The organism is Photobacterium sp. 2_MG-2023 (assembly GCF_030547675.1).
Lineage (GTDB): Bacteria > Pseudomonadota > Gammaproteobacteria > Enterobacterales > Vibrionaceae > Photobacterium > Photobacterium arenosum.
Window position 1 is genome coordinate 136,963 of the sequence record NZ_JAUOQQ010000008.1, and the last position, 22,153, is coordinate 159,115.

7 protein-coding genes are annotated in these 22,153 nt (G+C 43.6%); 4 read left to right on the top strand and 3 right to left on the bottom strand.

Going from position 1 to position 22,153, the window contains the following annotated elements; genetic code table 11:
- The first annotated feature begins 2 nt into the window (after nt 1–2).
- From Q4491_RS08865 to trpS, 4 genes are all read left to right on the top strand, one after another.
- On the top strand, nt 3–6,632 hold the full coding sequence (locus tag Q4491_RS08865) for a non-ribosomal peptide synthetase (protein WP_303456620.1): 6,630 nt from the start codon (nt 3–5) through the stop codon (nt 6,630–6,632).
- Nucleotides 6,633–6,635: 3 nt separating this feature from the next.
- Nucleotides 6,636–17,690: a non-ribosomal peptide synthetase gene (locus Q4491_RS08870; RefSeq protein WP_303456623.1), complete on the top strand. Its 11,055-nt coding sequence runs from the start codon at nt 6,636–6,638 to the stop codon at nt 17,688–17,690.
- 98 nt (nt 17,691–17,788) lie between these two features.
- Nucleotides 17,789–18,532, top strand: coding sequence for a thioesterase II family protein (locus Q4491_RS08875; protein ID WP_303456627.1), 744 nt, complete (start codon nt 17,789–17,791; stop codon nt 18,530–18,532).
- A gap of 445 nt (nt 18,533–18,977) precedes the next feature.
- A complete protein-coding gene (trpS, locus tag Q4491_RS08880; RefSeq protein WP_303456630.1) occupies nt 18,978–19,976 on the top strand; it encodes a tryptophan--tRNA ligase in 999 nt (332 codons plus the stop codon).
- 78 nt (nt 19,977–20,054) lie between these two features.
- Here the strand turns inward: trpS and Q4491_RS08885 are convergent, their stop codons facing one another.
- From Q4491_RS08885 to Q4491_RS08895, 3 genes are all read right to left on the bottom strand, one after another.
- A complete protein-coding gene (locus Q4491_RS08885; RefSeq protein ID WP_192016907.1) occupies nt 20,055–20,624 on the bottom strand; it encodes a YceI family protein in 570 nt (189 codons plus the stop codon).
- Nucleotides 20,621–21,163, bottom strand: coding sequence for a cytochrome b (locus tag Q4491_RS08890; protein ID WP_192016908.1), 543 nt, complete (start codon nt 21,161–21,163; stop codon nt 20,621–20,623). The genes Q4491_RS08885 and Q4491_RS08890 overlap by 4 nt, the downstream gene beginning before the upstream one ends.
- Nucleotides 21,164–21,341: 178 nt before the next feature.
- Complete coding sequence (locus tag Q4491_RS08895) at nt 21,342–22,046, bottom strand: HAD family phosphatase (protein WP_225445287.1); 705 nt, start codon at nt 22,044–22,046, stop codon at nt 21,342–21,344.
- Nucleotides 22,047–22,153: the final 107 nt, after the last annotated feature.

A 22,153-nucleotide genomic window follows, 5' to 3' on the forward strand; every position in this document is an offset into this window, starting at 1 on the left:
CCATGATTGAACTATTGAAAGAACTCACAGCGCAGGGCATTGCAATATGGGCTGATGGTGCAGATCTTGAGCTCAGTTTTGAGGAGCAGATTTCGCCTCAGTGGGTTGAAACGCTGACCAATAAAAAGGGTGATCTGGTTAGCTGGCTGAACAGTCAAGGGATCACGAATAAAAAAGCGTATCAAGATTTGATGGTACGCGTTGAGTTTCAAAGTGACCCTGAAGAAGATAGTCAGCATGTGCAGAAAAACAAAATTGAGGCGATATTTCCGGCAACCGGATTGCAACAAGGATTCATTTATCATTCGCTTCGGCAGCCAGATGATGATGCTTACCAGACGCAGATCCTGATTGATTACCATCTCGCTCTGGATATTAAGTGTTATAAACAGGCGTGGCGTTATGCTTCTTTGACGTATCCCGCTTTACGCATAGCTTTTGATTGGCAAGAATCTCCGGTGCAAATAATCACATCGGCGGCGAGTATCACTGACCGTCATTTCACCGTGCTTGACTTGTCTCATTTTACAGAGGCAGAGAGAGGGAAAAGCATTCAAGGGCTGCAAAGTGAGGATCAACGTAAACGCTTCGACTTGTCGCAACCAGGTTTGCTGCGTTTTACTGTGATCAAACAGAGCGAGCAACATTTTACTGTAATGAGGACTCAGCATCATGCGATTGCTGATGGCTGGAGTGGCCCTGTTTTATTACAGGAAGTTCATCGTATTTATCAACAATTACGTCTTGCTAACTTCACTGAAGTTAAGGCTGAAACCGCTTATATAGATACGCAGGCTTACTGGCGTAAAATGTTGCCCAAAGCTGAGTCTTACTGGAAGGTGGAGAAAGAACGCTGGAAACATACAAATGATATCAACGTGTTGCTGGATAAACCGATTGATTTAACTGCTCCTTGTCAGATTGAACAGCCCGCCTTAGTGACTTTTCGCATTAGCGGTGAAGCTTATCAATCCTTGAAAGCTATGTGTCGTCAGCAAGGGGTGACACTCAATGCCGCCGTACAATTTGGCTGGCATAAAGTATTACAAGTCTATACTCGTGACGAGCAAACCATTGTCGGAACCACGGTATCGGGGCGGGATATTCCAGTAAGTGGTATTGAAAATAGTGTTGGATTATTTATTAACACTTTACCCTTGTCTGTCGATTGGGAGAGCGCAGAAACAGCAGGAAATGTGCTTCAACGCCTTCAGAAAAACATTGCCAGCCTCAATACATACAGTGCGGTGCCGTTAGCATCATTGCAGGGAAGTGAAGGTAAACTTTTTCATAGTTTATTTGTTTTTGAAAATTACCCTGTACCAGCATTGAGTCATGAACTGTGCGCAGACTCAATTGAAACCAGTTTTCGGTTTCGTGATGCAAGAATAAAAAATGATGTGCCATTAACTCTGATCGCACAAGAAATTGAACAGAAATTATTATTGACACTGTATTTCAACCACAGTTGGATTTCATCTGAAAAAGCGGAACGGCTTCTTGCTCAGGTTGCTGTGGTTTTAGCGCAGATCTCAGAAAATCCGGCAGTTGAACATCAGTCGATCAGCCTGTTAACCAAGTCTGATCGAGAGAACAAAATAACAAAAATCAATAATGCTCTTGATGATGACGCTGGATATTATTCAGGAACATTACATGGTCTGGTAGATGAGGTAATACAGCATGCACCAGAGAAAATCGCCGTTGTTTGTGGTGATCGCCAGTTAAGCTATTGTGCGCTTGATACACAGTCGACCAAATTAGCGCGGCACATCAGAGTATCGTATTTTAAACGTTATGGGCTATCTATGCCGCCAGAAACCTTGGTGTCGTTGTTGCTTGAGCGAAATGAAGACATGATTGTTGCGATACTGGCCGTATTGAAAGCTGGTGGAGCTTATGTTCCCATTTCTCCGCAAGCCCCCGAAAAACGAATTGCTCAATTACTAACGCATACTCAAGCTCCCTTACTTTTATTCAGTGATGAAAGTTGTCTCTCTGTTAAAAATGAATTCTGGAAAAATATTGAGCAGGATATCCAGTGTATTAACCTCAGTCAGCCAATCGTTATTGATGATAAATATGAAACTGAAGGGTATTTGCCGATAGTCAGCCCAAGTAACTTAAGTTACGTCATTTATACATCAGGTACTACCGGTAAACCAAAGGGAGTGATGCTTGAGCATCGTCAGGCTCTAAATACTATTCAGGCCCTTCATGATGTATACGATATTAATTCTTCGCACAATCGGGTAACGTTTTTCAGTGATTATACCTTTGATGTATCTGTATCAGAAATATTCAACACATTGGGCTGGGGAGGAGAGTTGCATATTCTGCAAGACAGAGAAAGGAAAGATATCGAAGCTCTGTCCTGTTATCTTGATGAGCAGGATATCCATTACGCATTCTTACCTCCTGCAATATTGGGCCTCATGCCAAAGCGTCGTTATTCATCACTTCGCAGGATTATTTTTGCTGGTGAACCTTGTGATCCTGTCGCTTGTCGGTACTGGGCTGAAAACTACAGTCTATATAATTATTATGGCCCTACAGAAGCTGCTATCTATGCCACAGGTGGACAAGTCACCCCGGAGACACTGAATGTTATTGGCCAGGCGATCAAGGGGGGACAGTGTTATATTCTTGACCCGGCTGGTAACCTGTTACCTGATGGCGTACCCGGCGAGTTGTATCTGGCAGGGAAAGGCATTGCCAGAGGATACTATGACGATCCAGCACTCACGGCAGAAGCTTTCACTTCCCCTATTATAGAACACCCATATATTGCCAAAAGCGAGCTATGGTATCGGACTGGCGATCTTGTCAAGCGTTTAGACAATGGAGTTATCCAGTACCTTGGTCGTGTTGACCGTCAGATTAAGCTGAGAGGATTTCGGATCGAATTAAATGAGATCGAATCTGTATTGACCTCTCATGAATCTATTGATCAGGCCGTTGTTGTTTTGGCAGAACAAAGCGGTAATAAATACCTGATTGCTTATGTTGTCAGTGCTCAAACTCATAATGTTAAAGAGTCTGTGTTGGAGCATTTTCTCTCTGAGCGCTTACCTTACTACATGCTTCCCGCACGCTATATTACACTGACGTCTATCCCATTGAGCCTGAGCGGGAAAGTGGATCGTAACGCTTTGCCAACCCTTGATATAAAGTTTGAAAATAAACGGGGTCCGCGTACCGAGCTGGAAGCCAGTCTGTGCCGGCTCTGGCAAAATGCACTTGGAGCAGAGTGTGTCGGAGTTGACGATGACTATTTCACGCTGGGGGGCAATTCAATTACTGCGATAAAACTGCAGGCCCTAGTGTCACGAGAGCTAGGTTATCACTTTAGTCTGGATACGTTATTCAGGGAAAGAACGGTGTCGAAGCTGGTGAAAGTGCTTTCAAGTGAATCTTTCCAGCCGATTATTTCAGCCGGTAAAAGTCAAGTACCTGTCCTGTCTTATGCGCAAGAAAGGTTGTATTTCATTCATGAACTAGAGCAGGGAAACACCAGTTTCCACATTCCTCATCTTTTCCATTTGTCGCCGCAAACCGATAGGAAAAAATTGATTCGCGCATTTCAGACTGTAGCCCTTAAACATACAGTTTTATTGCAGGGATTTGAAATGACGGATCTGGGCGCGAAATCCTTTCTTGCATCTGGCGAATTGCCTGTGACTGAAGAGCAGGTTGATCAAGCGGGGCTGCGTGCTTGCGTGGAGCATGCAATCCAACAGCCTTTCCGGCTGGAGTCAGAGCCACCGGCTCGGCTGCATAGTATTAATGTTTGCGGACAGTATTATCTGTTAGTCGTTTTTCATCATATTTGCTTCGACGGCTGGTCGTACGACGTGCTGAAGCAGGATGTTGAGAATGTGTATCATCAACACGATACTGATAACAGCCAACTGCAGCCCGCAATAGTAGACTATTCTGATTATGCCAGATGGCAACGAGGGTCACTTGTTGGTGAGACGGGGCAACAGTTGGAACGTTTCTGGCGAACGTATCTGGAAGGGGCAGAAACATTAAATCTGCCACATGATTATAAAAGGCCACAGAAAGCGAATTATTGCGGTCAGAATATACCGTTTACATTGTCATCAACTCTGGTGGAAAGTGTCCGAGAAAGAGCCCAACAGTTGGGTGTAACACTGCATACGTTCTTATTGTCTGCTTTTCAATTATCACTGGCAAAACTTACTGGCCAGAGTGATGTTGTGATTGGTGTTCCCTCTGACAATCGTGATCACCCTCAAACACAGGACATGATTGGCTGTTTTATCAATGTGTTGCCGATTCGTGTGTCTATATCAGCAAAGCAAAGTATTGTTTCAATGGTAGCGTCAGTTCAGAAAGCACTGCTGTTAGCTAAAAAACATCAAGCTTTGCCATTTGAGCGCATTGTGGAGGTACTTAATGTGCCAAGGGAAGCAGCGCGACATCCTGTCTTTCAAGTTATGTTCAGCTTGCAGCATGCATCGGAAGATCAGCAAGAAAACGGTGTATTACGGTCCGTTAAACCAGAAATGCTGCAAGCGTTGTATTCTCCGGCTAAATACGATGTGAATTTACAGCTAATCGACAATGGACAATCTGTACAAGGTACATTGAACTACGCATCGTATTTGTTTGAGCAAGAGACTGTTTGCCGCATTGCCCGTATTTACCAACGGGTGCTCCAAGAGATGTGTGACAACCCCAGTCGACGTACCGGAGATATTAACACCCTCACGACAGAAGAACGTCAGATGTTACTTTCGACCTGGAGTAGCACACCCGCAACTGCTTGTTCACACATACCGCTGCATCAGCAGTTTGAAGCTCAGGTAAGCGATACGCCTGATGCAGATGCTGTTACTTACCAGGGCAAAACAATTACATACAGCCAGCTCAATAGCCTGGCAAATCGTCTGGCAAGAAAAATACGTAATTGTTATGAAGCACAGCATAAAGCACCCATGCAGGCAGATACACCTGTAGGACTTTATATTGAGCGCGGTACAGACATGGTGGTGGCTATACTGGCCACGTTGAAAGCAGGAGGTGCATTTGTTCCGCTTTCTACGACTATGCCCCCTGCTAGAATCCGACATATGGTGCAGGATTGTACTTGCTCCATTGTTCTGACAGAACCACATTTAGCTCATCAGTTTTCTGACCTTCTTACGGGTCTGGTATCTCCTCCAGTGACGCTTGTGGTTTCGGGTGATAATAGTCTTGAAGCCTTGCCTGATCATAATCTCAATTATGCAGTGAAAGCACAGGATCTGGCTTATATCATGTATACATCGGGAACAACGGGTGAACCCAAAGGTGTCATGCTTGAACATCAGGCATGGTGGCATTTACTTGCAGCTGTGCGTGAAAAATTGGGATGGGAAGTTAAGCACGTACTGAGTCTGACAAATTACACCTTTGATATCTTTGGTCTTGAGCTGGGGCTCGCTCTGGTCTCTGGCGGCCATTTGGTATTGTCTGATATTGAGCATGCACATGATGAATTGAGGAGCAGACATCAGGAAATTAACTTTATTCAGAATACGCCGTCGTTATGGCAGCGTTTTCTTTCTGAAGTATCGATTGATTATCCAACCAGCCATATACAAGTGCTTTGTGGAGGAGAGAGTAGTTCAGGTCAGTTATTCAGTTCGCTGAAAAGGCTTTTTGGCCAGGTATTCCAAGTTTACGGTCCGACTGAAACCTGTATTTGGAGCACGTTAAGTGAGGCTGACCCTTTGCATCAGGCAGTCATAGGTAAGCCGCTCTCCGGTGAGCGTTGTTATGTGCTGGATGTGTTGGGTAATCCTGTTCCAGTAGGCTCGCAAGGTGAACTGTATATTGGTGGTTTTGGTTTGGCGAGAGGCTACTTTAATCAAACGACGCTGACTAACGAGCGTTTTATCCGGAATCCTTTTCTTCCTGGTGATATGCCGGAAGAACGTATTTATAAAACGGGTGATCTGGCTCGCTGGTTACCATCTGGTCATCTTGAGTTTCTTGGTCGAAATGATGATCAAATTAAAATCCGAGGTTTACGGATTGAGTTGGGCGAAATTCAAAGTGCTTTGATTGGTATTGATCAAATAGAACAGGCGGCGGTTATTTTAGGAAGTTATCAATCACGACCTATGTTGCTGGCCTATGTTGTAATGAAAAGGCATTGCCAATTTGAACGAGACAGCATTGAAGCAATGCTTAGCACCAAGCTGCCAGAATATATGTTACCGGCTAGCTATAGTTGTGTTGCGTCATTACCGGTTAATAGTAATGGCAAGCTGGATATAAAGTGTTTACCGGAACCCAGGTTCGATGACGAAATTACCCATGTTTCACCACGAACACCTATCGAAACCCAGTTATGCGAACTTTGGCAGCAAGTCTTAAACAGACCTAAAGTTGGTATCTTCGATAACTACTTCCGTATTGGTGGAGATTCTCTCCAGGCTGCACGTCTTGTTGCTTTATGTAATCAGTCTTTTAATTCCACCCTGACGATTGCTGAGTTCTTTGAGTGTAAATCTGTTGCTTTACTCGCTGAGCGTATTAGCCACTGCCAACCGCGGGGTATAGAACAACGCCATGAAGCAGACACTCATTCCACGTCAACAGAGATTATTGGACTATAAGCTATGTATTTACTTATTCAGCAGATCATTAATCACAACATGGCTATCTGGCTTGATCGTGATGAAATTAAACTGGCAATGCGAGGTCAACAGCCGGATCAGACACTGGTGACACAACTGCGGTCATTAAAGCCTCAAATTACAGCTTATCTTGCAGAGCAAGGTATTTTCTCTCAGGCAGACTTTGAGCAATGGTCAGATTTACAGCCTACTCCCGTTTCGTATGGGCAGGAGCAGTTACTGTTTATTGAGCATTTAGATGCGGGTGCTGCAGCATATCATATGCCATTGTTTGTTAGCGTGAAGCGTGGGGCGAGTGTTAGCAGAATTAAAGCAGCTTTGGATCATGTGGTGGAAAGGCACAAATTACTCAATGCTGTTTACCAGGTGGGTGAGCATTCAACAATGCGGTTACTGCAGGAACCTATCTCTATGTCTTCGCAGTCTGTTGAAAGCGCAGATCTGCTGAAAGAAAGAGTACAGCAAGCCGTTTTGCGTCCTTTTGCTCTGAATGAGGAGCCGCCATTTCGCTGTCATCACTTTCATTGTGAAAGTGATGAATATTTACTTTTTATCTGGCACCACATTGCTTTTGATGGCTGGTCTCAGAATATTTTTCTTCATGAACTGAAAGCTTTCTATACGGCGCTGTCTGAGGGCAGAGAGGCTGCTTTACCAGAATTGACTTCAGGTTATGCTGACTTTGCCCGTCAGCAACGATCAGGAAGTATCGCAGATAAAAATGCTGAAAGTTTAGCGTACTGGAAATCAGTATTAGCCGATGCTGAAACTCTGTGTTTACCCTTGGATTATACGCGTCCAGTGCAATTCAAGTCAGAAGGTGATTATGTTGACTTTAGCCTGAGCGAAATGCTGACAGAGCAGTTAAAGCAGCTTGCCAGGGAACAGGAAACCACTTTGTATACCATTTTGTTGTCTGCATTGTACGTTTCCTTGGAGTGTTTATCTGGCCAGCGTGATGTGGTGGTGGGAACACCTGCAGAAAACCGTCCTACAACTGACACTCAGGCATTGATCGGGTACTTTGTAAATGCGTTACCCCTGAGATTAGAGCTTGATAAAGCCTGGACGACCGCTGAGCTGATTCATCACGTTCATCAACTTGTCCTTAATGCAAGAAAACATCAGGAAGTGCCATTTGAATGTATAGTCGATGAATTGGCTGTGGAACGGGATTTGTCGCAGCACCCGTTGTTTCAGGTAATGTTTGCCTTTCATTCATTCGACGGTACTTTTGTAGATGATCTTCCTTTTGATTTTGTGCCCAGTGAAGATGATCCTACGAAAGCCTATCATCCCGCAAAATTTGATCTGCATGTTTCCGTGCAAAATACGGATAATCAGCTTACAGGCAGCATAGTTTTTGCAAAAGCTTTGTTTAACAAGGAAACGGTGACCCGTCTGGTGGCTCTGTATCAACAAGTTCTTAAGAACATGCTACAAAGCCAATATCGCTCGCTCGCTGAATACAATTTACTATCGGCTGCTGATCAGCACTCAATTGACTTTTGGAATCGGCAATCATCAGTGACGCTGTCACATTCCACTCTTTGCCAGGCTTTTGAGCACCAAGCAGAATGTTTTCCTCATCGTATTGCTCTTCAAATAGCTGAAGCCAAGCTTACTTATGCTCAGCTCGATCAGGCGTCAGATCAGTTAGCACAGCAAATTAGGACTCGTTATCAGCAATTGGCAGGAAAACATCTTTCACCGGATACGTTAATTGCGGTGTATATGGACCGTTCGTTTGAAATGGTGCTTAGTCTCTTAGCTATTTTAAAGGCAGGGGGGGCTTATTTACCATTAACTCCAGAGTCACCGGACGACAGAGTTCAGTTTATTGTAGACGATGCCAAGCCTGTTATGCTTCTCACGCAGGAGGAGTACATTGGAAAAATGGACTTTGTGCTTGGTAAGACGCACCAGCAACCAGTAATTCAGACCGTTTGTTTGCCCGCTTTATTAGCAACTTCTTCTCCCAGTAAACTTAATATTATAAACGATCAACAAGATCTGGCTTATGTTATATATACATCTGGCACTACTGGGAAACCTAAAGGTGTTATGCAGACGCACTGTAATGTCTTACGACTATTTTCTGCCAGTGAGGAAGGCTTTAAGTTTAATGAGAGTGATACCTGGTTGCTGTATCACTCTTTTTCTTTTGATTTTAGTGTGTGGGAAATCTTTGGCGCCCTGTTATTTGGGGGGCGACTGGTCATTCCTGAGAAAGCGTGTATTCGAGACTTTTCGCGCCTGGCTCAGCTTTGCGCACAGGAAGAAATTACTGTATTGAATCAAACACCGGAAGCATTCTATGCTTTCTCGGATGTTGTGCTGTCAGAGTCGATTGTTTTTCCATCGTTACGCTATGTTATTTTTGGTGGGGATAAATTAAATATTCATCAGCTGAAACCCTGGTGGAATAGATTTGGTGATGAAGTGCCCAAACTCATCAACATGTATGGTATTACGGAAACCACAGTTCATGTGACTTATAAATCACTTTCCCGACAAGATTTAACTGCTCAGTCATTAATTGGAAAACCACTTTCTGATATGACAGCCCATGTTCTTGATGAAAGAGGAAGACCTTTGCCCATCAATGCGGTAGGCGAACTTTTCATTGGTGGAGGAGGCCTGGCAAGGGGATACTTGAATCGTGATAGCTTAACGCGTGAGCGTTTTATTGATACTTCTCAATACGGTAGGTTGTATAAGACTGGGGATTTGGCCCGCTGGCTACCCAATGGTGAGTTGGCTTATGTGGGGCGTAATGACCACCAAGTTAAAATTCGGGGCCACCGTATTGAGTTGGGTGAAGTTGAGCAGGCATTATTAGCCATTGATGGTATAAAATTATCAGTCGTTATTGCACTTCAGCGAGCTGGAAAACAAGTTTTGGCTGCTTACGTTGTGATGGAAGACGGTTGCGTGTTTATCGCTCAGAAAATCGCAGATGCGCTAAATCAGAGTCTACCAGAATACATGCAGCCAGCGAGTATAAATGTGTTAAATGCGATTCCATTGACGGTAAATGGTAAGCTCGATAGGGTAGCATTACCCGAGCCGTGTTTTAGTGCACCGGATCAATTTCATCCACCCCGAGACAATCTGGAAAAGCAGCTTTGTGAAATATGGCAGTCAGTGCTTGGAGTAAATCGAGTCGGTATTCAAGATAATTTCTTTCAGGTTGGTGGTGATTCTATTCTTGCAATACGACTGTTGGGTCGTCTTTCATTAATAGGGCTACAGTTGCCATTAAATGTTTTCTACGCAAACCCCACGATTTCAGGCATTACAAGTGGTGTTAATCAATCAGATGTGAAAAGCGACTATCAAGCGTTTAGTCTTCTTTCAGATGATAAAAAGAAAAATTTGATTAATAATATTTCAGATAATTTGACTGATGCTTATCCAGCAACACAGCTTCAGCAAGGTATGTTATTGGAATCGTCATTAAGCCGAGGTGTTTACCATGATGTTTTCCGTTATTCCATCAATATCCCATTTGATTACAAACGGTTCAGAAAAACACTTTTTGACCTGATACATCGTCATGAAACGTTACGAACTGCGTTTATTGAAGATGATGAACATGGGTATATCGGTGTGGTTCATCAGCATGTTGACCTCGTGATAGACATTGTTGAATCTCAAGACTGGAGCACATTACTTGATACGCAACATGATAAGCCATTTGATACGACTCAGCCTCAACTGCTCCGCTGTATTATTAGCGACATAACAACAGGCGGCTTTGAATTAAACCTGGCTATCCATCACGTCATTTTAGATGGCTGGAGTTTGGCAAGTTTAGTGACCGAACTACTGAATATTTATAGCAGTCATTGCGTCACTGAGCTAGTGTCAAATCCGCCAATGGGAATGTATGCTGAGTCGGAATTGGCTGCCATGTCGGATGAAGAGTCAGTGTCTTTCTGGAAACAGTATTTAGCTGGCTATGAGATGCCGGATTTCCCTATTGTGTCGCAGGATTGTCCACAACACTCTGAACTGGACAAAGCGGTCTATGAGCTTTCTGATGCCGAAAGTAGCGCGATACTAACATTGTCTTCAACATTGAATATTTCAGTTGATACTCTCTTTTTGGCTATTTATCACCATACAATTTCTAAAATACAAAACTGTGATGATACTGTTATTGGATTGATTGCTAATAACAGGCTGGAAATACCTGGTGGCGATAAAATGTTAGGCGTTTTCCTGAATGTTTTGCCCTTCAGACCCCAAATTTCATCGAACATGGGTACCATCGCTGACTGGTTAAAAAGTTATTCATATGAGAAAGACAGAGTTTTGAGACACAAACGAATTCCTTACACCAAAATAAAGGAATCTTCATTAAAAACAAATGTCACTTTAAACATCTCGTTTAACTACACCCATTTCCATGTTTACGATGAAGTCAGCCAAGATAAACGGATTCTTCAGAAGGGGCAGGGGTATGATAAAAATGATATTCCCCTGACGCTGAATGTTGTTCGGCATCAGGACCGTTTTATTCTTTCATTGCAAGCACATAAGCAGTCAGTCAGCAAGGTTGTTTTTCAGCAATTACATCAATATTTAGGAATGATGGTCAATGAGATGAGTAAAGTGTCAGCTCAACATCCATTTCATCATTTATCAAGATTAACTATTGAAGACCAAAAAAGACTAAGAGATTGGCAGTATGGAACGCGTTCCAAAGTAGTTTCTGATAGCTTGAGTGATTTATTTGAACGTCAGGTGGCTCGTTCTCCAGAACATATCGCATTGGTGTTCGGTAATAAAGTAATAACGTATAAGACGTTAGATGAAAAAGCAAATCAACTCGCATGCTTGATATCTGAGCAGTATCAACAACAATGTGGTCAACCCTTTGAGGCGGGAACCATGGTTGGGCTTTTTTATGACCGTGGCATTGAAATGGTTATTGCGATGCTGGCAGTGTTAAAAGCAGGCGGTGTCTATGTGCCAATCTCACCGTCTTACCCGGATGACAGAGTTGGATTTATTGTATCAGATATTCAGTCACCTGTTCTGCTGACACAGCCGGCTTTGAAAACGAAATTAGTAAAATGTCTGCAAGATCCCGGCAGCTATTCGTTACTGACTCTGGAACAATCAGCGCAAAGTGAAAAATATCCACACCATAGACAAGTAACAGAGAGTGATTTGGCATATGTCATATATACATCAGGTACAACGGGAAAACCGAAAGGGGTTAAAGTTACCTCATCAAGCGTATTGAACTTACTTAACAGTGAACATTTCAATACCAGTTACGCAAGGTGTTGTTGCTGGACAAACTATGTGTTTGATATCTCGGTGGTTGAAATATTCTCATCCCTGCTTAATGGCAGTACATTGCATATTCTGAACGATGATACTCGTTCAGATCAGCAACGCTATTTCGAATACTTACAGGATCATTCTATTGAATCTGCCTATGTTCCACCGTTTTATATCGGGGCACTGTCGAGGTGGTTAGAAGAAAATACTGGTCAACTGCATTTGAAACGCGTACTGACAGGGGTGGATAAAATCTTGCCTGAGCATGCAGCAGGCCTGCTTAAGCAGGGTGTTGTTCTGATTAATTCGTATGGTCCGACGGAAACAACCGTAGCCAGCACTGCTTTGCATGTCACCGCAATAAATCCGGAGTGGTCAGTGATACCAATCGGGAAACCCACGGACAATGAAATCTGTTATGTACTTGATAAACAATTGCTGCCTGTTCCAGTCGGTACGGTCGGGGAACTCTATATTGGCGGAGCAGGTGTCGCGCAAGGTTACGTAAATCGACCTGAGTTGACCTGCGAGCGTTTTTTACCCGATCCTTACGCAACATTGGCTGAGAAGGAAAATGGCTGGACACGAATATATAAAACCGGTGACTGGGTTCGGTGGCTGCCAGATGGGAACCTTGAGTATCTGGGGCGTACTGACGGACAGGTAAAAATTCGTGGGCATCGTATCGAATTGGCTGAGATCAGGGCAGTATTGGCAGAGTTGCCACAGGTTGCTGATACGACTGTCATATTACAGACTGTGGCGAATGAGCCGGCCATAGTGGCATACGTGGTGCCAAAGCCGGGTTGTATTTTGGAGTCTGGCTCGTTGGCTGCGTGGGTGGCAGAGAAATTGCCTGTGTATATGCTGCCGCAATACTATGTAGTGATGAAATTACTGCCATTAACGATAAACGGTAAGCTGGACAAGCAGGCATTACCTATACCAGAAGTGACGGAAAGCCAATCACATCACTTACCTCACACTGATCTTGAAATTAGCCTTGCTCAGATTTGGCAATCGGTTCTTGGGATTAAGTCGATCGGCTTAACGGATAATTTTTTCTATATTGGCGGGCATTCACTACATGCCATACGTGTGCTGGCCAAGATAAAAGAAGACTTGCAATTGGAGGCCACTATAGGATTAATGTTCTCTTATCCTACCATTGCGGAAATTATTCCTCATTTGCAGCCACTTGCCAAGTTATCTGCGGTAATCATGCCGTTGGGTATGTCAAAATACCCCCTCTCATACGCACAGGAACGAATGCTGTTTCTAGATGCTTATGGTGCCGCGGGAAGCGCTTATAACGTGCCATATTTATTGATGCTGGATGAAGATGTGGGTGTAAACTGTCTTCAGCAGGTGCTCAATATTGTAGTTAAGCGTCATACAGTGTTGCACTCAGTGTTTAACATTGATGAGAATGGAAACACGTATCAGCAAATAGTAGAGGCCGCCCCTGAGCTTGTTTGCCATCGTTGTGAAAGCCAACAGGAAATCAGAGAGTATACTGAGAAGCAGTCTGCGATTCCTTTTGTACTCTCAAAGGAAATTCCGATTCGAGTATCATTGATCGATAGTCCCGACGGTTGCTATGTCTTTTTTCTTTGGCACCACATCGCCATTGACGGTTGGTCTATTGATATTTTTATCAATGACTTTGTGTCGTGTTATCAGGCGATGAAAGCGCATCAAATATGGCATGTTCCAGAACTAACCATAAACTATGGTGACTATGCTTACTGGCAGCGTCAGCAAGAGAAAAAGGAACGGTATGCAGTAACTCAAGCGTTCTGGTTTGATGCCCTAAAAAATCTCACCCAACTGGAATTGCCAACCGATCACCAACGTCCTTCTCAAATCGATTACACTGGTAATAATGTCAGTATCAACTTATCTGAGGAACAGGCTGAAAATCTTATTTTACTGGCTCAGCAAGAAGGCGTTACTCTGCATTCTTTATTATTAAGTGGATTCATGCTGACATTGTCTGTGCTGAGTCGACAGGAAGACATTGTGGTTGGTATTCCTGCTGAGTTGCGGGATATGGCAGAGGTTCAGTCTCTGGTTGGCCTTTTCGTTAACAGTCTGCCAATCAGGGTATCGGTAGACCAGACATGCAAGGGTTCTGAGTTTATTCATCAGGTTCATAATAATGTCGTACAGGCTAAGTCTCAGCAGAACCTGCCATTTGAAAAGCTTCTGGATGTTTTACAAATTCCTCGTGATCCTTCAAGACATCCTATATTCCAGGTAATGTTTACTTTGGAACAGCAGCAAGAGAGAAACACAGCGAATATACCTGAGGGGGAGCAGAGAGAGATATCGGGCTTTAACTCAGCGAAGTTTGACTTGAGTATGCATTGGCAAGCATCGCCAGGCAGCTTACAAGGGACAATGAACTTTGCATCCCGGCTATTTGACAAGGAAACTATCGAGAGTTGGAGTAAGCTTTATATCCACGTACTAGATCAATGGATAACCAAGTCAGAGCAACCAATGACAGCGCTGACTTGGCTATCAGCGAGAGATCATCAGGATTTGATAACCCGCGATATCTTTCAGTCTGAAAAAATACCGTATTCTTCGTTGCCAGCGGCGTTTGAAGCGCAAGTTAGCCGGTATCCTGAGCGTGTTTCGCTTGAATTTGGCGATAAGAAACTGACATACCGGGAGCTGAACAATAAAGTCAATCAGATGGCTGTTTATTTGAGTCATTGTGGTGTGCAGCGAGGCAATTTCGTTGGTTTACTGTTACATCGCTCTATGGAACAAGTCATTACTCTGTTGGCTGTCCTTAAAATCGGGGCAAGCTATGTTCCTATTGACCCAGTTAATCCTTTAAATCGTATAAAGTATATTATAAATAATGCAAAGCTTTCATATTTGCTGACTCATGATGAGTACTCTGATGCTCTTCTGGGTGTTGTGCTGTCAGTGATTGACGTGGATAAAGTACTGGAGGAGAGTTCATTTTGTTCTCAAGTGTTCGACTTAAAAGAAACTGAAGTGACTGGGGATGATACGGCCTATGTGATTTATACATCAGGTTCAACAGGGGAGCCTAAAGGAGTAGCAGTCAGCCACCATAATGTTCTTAGATTGTTTCGGGCTTGCGCAGAATATTTTGAATTTTCTTACCGTGATACTTGGACGCTTTTTCATTCTTATGCTTTCGATTTTTCGGTATGGGAGATATGGGGGGCCCTACTGAAAGGAGGACGCTTGGTGATTGTGCCTGATGAAATCGTGAAATCGGCTGAGGCAATGGTGCAACTGGTGAGCACAAAACAGGTTACTGTACTCAGCCAGACACCATCTGCCTTTAATCTATTTTCTACAGAAGCGGTCAAAGCCGGTATTCGAAACTTCTGTCTGAGGTACGTGATCTTTGGGGGTGAGGCCCTTAAGCTGAAAAAACTACAGCCCTGGATAGAGACATACGGTGATGAAACACCGCAACTGGTGAACATGTATGGTATTACAGAAACGACTGTGCATGTTACGCATCGTGTTATCCGACATAGCGACATGGAACGTTCAGCGAGTATTATTGGCAAGTCATTATCTGATCTATATACCTATGTCTGTGACGATCAGGGTAGGCTACTTCCACAAGGTGCAGTTGGAGAATTGTATGTCGGTGGCGATGGGGTGACTACAGGGTATTTACATTTACCAGAATTAACCGTGCAGCGATTTATACCTGATCCTTTCTCTGAGGGGAAAGGGCGAGTTTATCGAAGCGGTGATTTGGTGCGGCGAATTCATGATGGAGAACTTGAATACTTGGGGAGAATGGATCATCAGACCAAGTTAAGAGGTTATCGTATTGAGTTAGGCGAAATTGAGCAGGTTATTTTACGCAGTAAACTGGTAAAAGATTGCGTTGTATTGCTGAAATCTCATGGTATAGGTGAGCCTCAACTTATCGCATTTATTGTGAATACATCGAAGGAAACCCAAGAAATAGCATCGAGTATAAGATCTTTTCTTCTGACCCTGTTACCCGATTACATGATTCCGGCTCACTACGCAGTTATTCCTGAGATACCGTTGACAGTAAATGGTAAAGTCGACCGCCAACGGTTGCTTAGTGCTACAGAAATACAGGTTGCAAGTGCAGCTTACGTAGAGCCTGGCGACGAAGTTGAAGCAAAGCTTTGCAGTATCTGGCAAAGCTTACTGGGTCTTGAACGTGTTGGAATCAATGATAATTTCTTTGCGATTGGTGGTGACTCAATGAGCGTAGTCAAGCTGGTGATGCAATCCAGCAGACAAGGTCTTCACTTTTCAATCAAGGAGTTATTTGAACATCAGACTGTTGCTCAGATAGCAAAGGTAGTCCGTGTTAATAGCAATGATCTCTCTAGCACGTTAAAACCAGCTCCGATGGCCTTGCTAAGTGCTAAGTTGTCTGCTGATGATAGGTACCTGGCTCACCAGGTTGGTGCTGAAGATATTTACCCTGTAAGCAGTATGCAGGCGTTAATGATCCATCACCATAAAGCTTCCTCTGATATCGGCATCTATCAGCCGCAGGTTCTATTTAGCCTCAGTGGCTTACATGTTAACGTCTCCGCCGTCACACATGCTATGAAAGAAATGCTAGAGAAGCATCCTACGCTTCGGACTATCTTTATTCGCAGTGACAACAGTGAGTACAGACAGTTGGTAATGCCAGCTGATGTTGTGGAAATATCGGTGAACGATGCTGATCATATCCCTCATTCGGAAAGAAATGCATTTTCACTGGCCATTTGTAAACAGGAGCAGGTCCAAAAGTTTGAGCTAGGTAGTGCAAATACGAGAGTGAAAATTCTTCGCTACGATGACTCTCGAGTAGACTTCATGATGACCACGCACCATGCAATTGAAGACGGCTGGGGCCTTGTTGAACTGTTAAACGCATTATTCTCAGAAATAGAGAATAATGGAAAAGGCATAATTCAACCGAAAAATACGTCAGTGGTCAATGTGTTTAAAGAAGCCGTAGCCTTGGAGTTGGAAGCTGCTTCAAATAACACTTTTAAGTCGCAATGGTCAGAATTATTGTGTGACTATTCACCTATGCCTCATTTACCAACCAATACTCAATCGACGGGTTATCAGACAGTGACTCGTTCTATTGATACCCTTCGCTGGCAGAAAGTATCAAGAGTGGCTAATCATCTTGGTGTACCGGTAAAAACACTCTTTCTCTATGCTTATCATAAAGCGCTGGGGAACGTATTGAATACCTCTTTGGTAACCGTTGATGTGGTGTCAAATGGGCGTTCCGAGCGTTTAAGCAACCCGCTCGATGGCGTTGGTCTTTACTGGCGATTTTTGCCACTTACTCTCAATGTAGGCTTGCCTGTTGAACAAGCAATAGAAAAATTGGCAAAAAAGCAGATCCAAGCTGAAATGTGTGCATTGTACCCAGTTGATGGTATTGCAGGGCTTGTTGGAGAAAAGTCGTTAACATATGCTGCGTTTAACTTCATGCATTTTTCAAATATCGCTAGCAGGAAGAACGATAATGAAATGGATGTACGTTGTTTATATTCGGCGGATAGGTTTCATCATGCAATCAAGCTCAGCCTTAATGTTGACCCAGTTTCCAAGCAAATTAATGCTGAGGTTGATTACAATTCTTGTCATGTATCATCATTGCAATCCGAATGCATTATGACGATGTTTGAGGGTCTGCTGAAACAGATTATATCAATGTATGAAACTCAAACGACATAGGTGTTATGATCACAAAATAACAGTATTTTATTAACCTGACTTCACTGAGTATGATAACCTCATGAAGTCAGCTATGAACGGTGAAGATAAAGAATAATATGAGTGTTAATGGAAGATTTGTTTGTTATAAACCTAACGCCACCGCCAAAGTAAATTTAATTTGTTTTCCGTTTGCGGGCGGAAGTGCGTCTGTATTTTACCCATGGGCAGCCAGACTGCCTGCTCATATTCAGCTACTGGCGTACCAACCGCCAGGAAGAGCACAACGTATGGCTGAACCTGCGTGTATGAGCATACAAGATTATATGGATGATATTTGGCAGGACATTAAGAGTATTACTGATAAACCTTTTATTCTATTCGGCCATAGTATGGGCGCACTACTTGCTTATGAAGTAATTAAAAAATTGGATGTCCATAAGATATACATGCCTGTGAAAGCTGTATTCTCTGCCGCAAAGTCACCATGGAAAAACAACAGGGCAAAACTCATCAGCCATCTTCGCGATAATGATTTTATCAATGAGTTGAAAATAAAAGGTGGCTTTCCTGAACAAATCCTTAACAACAAAGAGTTGATGGAGTTGTGCACTCCCTATATTAAATCTGATTACAGTATAGTTGAGGATTATTGTTCTGAGAAAAAGTATAAACTATCTGTGTCATCAATAGTTCTTTCTGGAATGGATGATGAAATTTCTGATAATGAGTTAGCCGAGTGGGGAGATGTTTTTTCACAAGTGCCAGAAATTCACAGTTTCCCTGGCGGTCACTTTTTTATTAACAATGATAATGTATTAGATGATATTATTTCTCTAATCACGAAACAACCTTGTGAGTAAAGATATCTGCATTCACCCACTTAATTGAGGATGTTTATTTGCAGTATGTTACTTTAAATTGAGTTTGAGTAGGGGGGACATTCTAATAACTTTAATAATCGATATGGCTACCACAGAAATGGTTTGCTCACAAAGCTGATACTAGTTATGTGTTAACAGAAAGGCCTTTTTTAAGATGTTTTTATTTCAAACAGGTTAAGAAACAGCCTAGGTTTATAGATATAGATTAGGTTGTTGCATTTTATTGCATGTGCAGATAGAATTTATGAATGATAACTAGTGATTCCCTGAAAGTCCTTTCAATTTTTTGGTGGCGTTCTTCTTAGAACGGCACTGAATTTTCACGTTCATTTGCCGTCATTTGGCTGCTGATGAACGCACTACATTTCTTTCGAATGAATGTTTCCTTAGTAGCCACTGGCGTTTACTACACTGAGGAATACAGATGAAAGAACAAGTACTGACTGGTGACAGACCGACCGGCCCCTTGCATTTAGGGCACTTTGCCGGTTCACTTCAGCAACGGGTCGCGCTTCAGCATACCCATCAACAGACCATACTGGTCGCTGACTTACAGGCGTTAACCGATAACGGTCATAATCCGGGAAAGGTGGCAGAAAACATTTTGAATGTAGTGGCTGATTATCTTGCCGTGGGTATTGAGCCGGATAAGACCACCATCTGCCTTCAGTCTTCGCTACCGGCTCTGCCTGAGCTCGCCATGTATTATGCCAACCTTGTGTCTATTGCGCGCTTAGAGCGTAATCCGACGGTAAAAAATGAAATCCATGCCAGAGGATTTGGCAGGGCAATCCCGGCTGGTTTTCTTACCTATCCAATCAGTCAGGCTGCTGATATTACAGCATTTCGGGCTGGTCTTGTTCCTGTGGGTGACGATCAATTGCCTATGATTGAACAGACGAATGAGATTGTTCGGCGTTTTAATCATGTTACTGGGCAACGCATTCTTGAGGAGTGCAGCCCTTTGATCAGCAATGTACCCAGATTGCCAGGGCTGGACGGTAAAGCGAAGATGTCCAAGTCACAGGGGACGGCCATCACGCTTGGTGCAAGTGCAAAAGAGATACGTGCGGCTGTGAAAGCAATGTATACCGATCCAAACCACTTAAGGGTTGAGGATCCCGGGCAAGTCGAAGGCAATGTGGTGTTTACCTACCTGGATGCATTTCATCCGGATACCGCTTACGTAAGAGCACTGAAGCAAGAGTACCGTCAGGGCGGACTGGGTGATGGTAAAACGAAACAGATACTGGAAGAGTGCTTACAAACGCTGCTGGCACCCATCAGGCAGGAGAGAGAGCGGTTACTGTCAGATAAAACCATGCTGACTGATGTACTGAAAAAAGGGACGGAGAAAGCCAATTTAGTCAGTCAGGATGTGCTGCATGATGTGAAGCGTGCGTTAGGGATAGCCATGTTCTGAAGAACACTGAATGCTGAAATAAAAAATCAAAAATCCGGCATAAAAAGCCGGATTTTTGAAGTAACAGTGAAGTCTGGATTACAGACGAACCCCTTCCACATGCAGCTCCATGTCTGCGTAGCTGGAAGTGCCCATCACCTGGATACCAAAGTCAGCCAGCTCAACACGGGTTGTGCCCATGAAACCAGCGCGGTAACCACCCCATGGGTCTTTGCCTTCACCGACTAACTCAGCATCAATCGTGATAGGTTTTGTCTGGCCGTGTAGTGTCAGGTTGCCATCGATGGCCAGTTTACCGTTACCTTTGTCAGTGACTTTGGTGCTGGTAAAGGTGGCTTTTGGATACTTGCTCACTTCCAGGAAATCTTCGCTGCGAACGTGCTTATCACGATCCGCGTGATTGGAATCAAAGCTGGTGGTATCAATGTTCACAGCCACTTTTGACGCGGCAATGTTTTCAGGGTCATAGCTGAAAGTACCATCAAAGGTATTGAAACGTCCTTTAATCCAGCTGTAGCCGAGGTGGCTGATTTTCAGGTTAACTGAGGCGTGAGCGCCTTTGTTATCAATGGCATAATCGGCAGCATTTGCAATGCCAGGTAAAACTAGGGCCGCAGCCAGGCTCAACGCGGTAAGATGCTTCTTCATTTTTCCTTAACTCCCAACATTTTCTTTAAGGTATTATCTTTATTAACAAAGTGGTGTTTCAATGCAGCCACCGCATGCAGGGTAGCTAATCCGATTAAGGCGTAGGCGAGGTACTCATGAATTTCGCCTGCCACGTCGGATTGATCCGGAAAGAGTTCACCCATTGAAGGAACGGTTAACCAGTCAAATACATCTATGCCACGTCCGTCCGACGTTGAAATGAGATAACCACTGACGAATAAACCGAACAACAGAACATAAATGACCAGGTGTGCCAGCTTGGCGAGTGCTTTTTCCCAAGTAGCTCCTTCAATAGCGGGTTGTTGCTTCACTGTTTTCCATAGCAGTCGGAACAAGGTCACAGCTGCCAGTGTTAAACCTACTGACTTATGCCAGTGGGGCGCAACTGTGTACCAGGATGAATAGTAATTGAGATCCACCATCCACAGGCCAACAGCAAATAGCCCAATGATGACAACAGCACTTGCCCAGTGGAGGGTTACTGAAACCCAATCATAATGATTGACTGCTTTTTTCATGTACTTGGGTACCCTGATTAAAAACTACCTACCTATTCTAGTGGTAAATATTTCAAAAATCAGTGTATTAACTTGAACAACCTGGTCAAAGAAATTGAACAAGCTCGAAAAAGAGTAAGAAGATATTTCAGCCCTCTGTATTTAAGGGCTGAATAGCAAAAACAGGCTTACAGAAGGGTTATCGTTGAATGTCGTTTTCGTGATGCCAGTTCATTATGGTCCATTCCTGCATTTGTGCATGCAATGCAAGAGCCGGATCAGGATTCACAGCAAAAGGATGATCAACAGCCTGGAGCAGAGGCAGATCGTTAATCGAGTCGGTATAACAATACAGCGCATTAAACGAGCTGGCGTGCGCTTCCAGCCAGGCTTCCAACCGAACCACTTTGCCTTCTCTGTAGCTTAAGGTGCCGACTGTATTCCCTGTCAGGGTGTTGTTTTGGGTTTCAAGGTTGATAGCCAGTACGTCATCGACCAGCAGCAGTTCAGCAATCGGATTGACCAGATGTTCGCCGGTTGCAGAAATAATAATGACGGTATCACCGCGGCGTTTATGCCAGTCAATTCGTTCAATTGCGGCCGGAAACAGTGCAGGGCGAATGCATGTCTGAACGAATTCTTCGATTAACGGTGTCAGCTCATCGGTGCTCATACCTGCAATGGGCGCTAATGTCGCAATCATGTATGACTGCATATCCATGCTGCCTTTCGCGTAATCTTTCATCAGGTTTTGTTCTTGCTCAATAAGAAGCGGCGATGCCAGTCCTTTATTGACAATAAACCTGACCCACAGTGAAGCTGAATCAGCGGCAATAAGCGTTTCATCTAAGTCGAAGATGGCAAGGTTGGGCAATTTAGTTATGGGTTGTGTGTTGGATAGCAACGTGTTTTTCCTTTTCATTGGATCTAGTGGCACAGGTTAGGTGTAAATAATGACACTAATGTTTCAGGCAGGTGTCGTTTTGAAGTCAGAAACATGCGTGGAATACA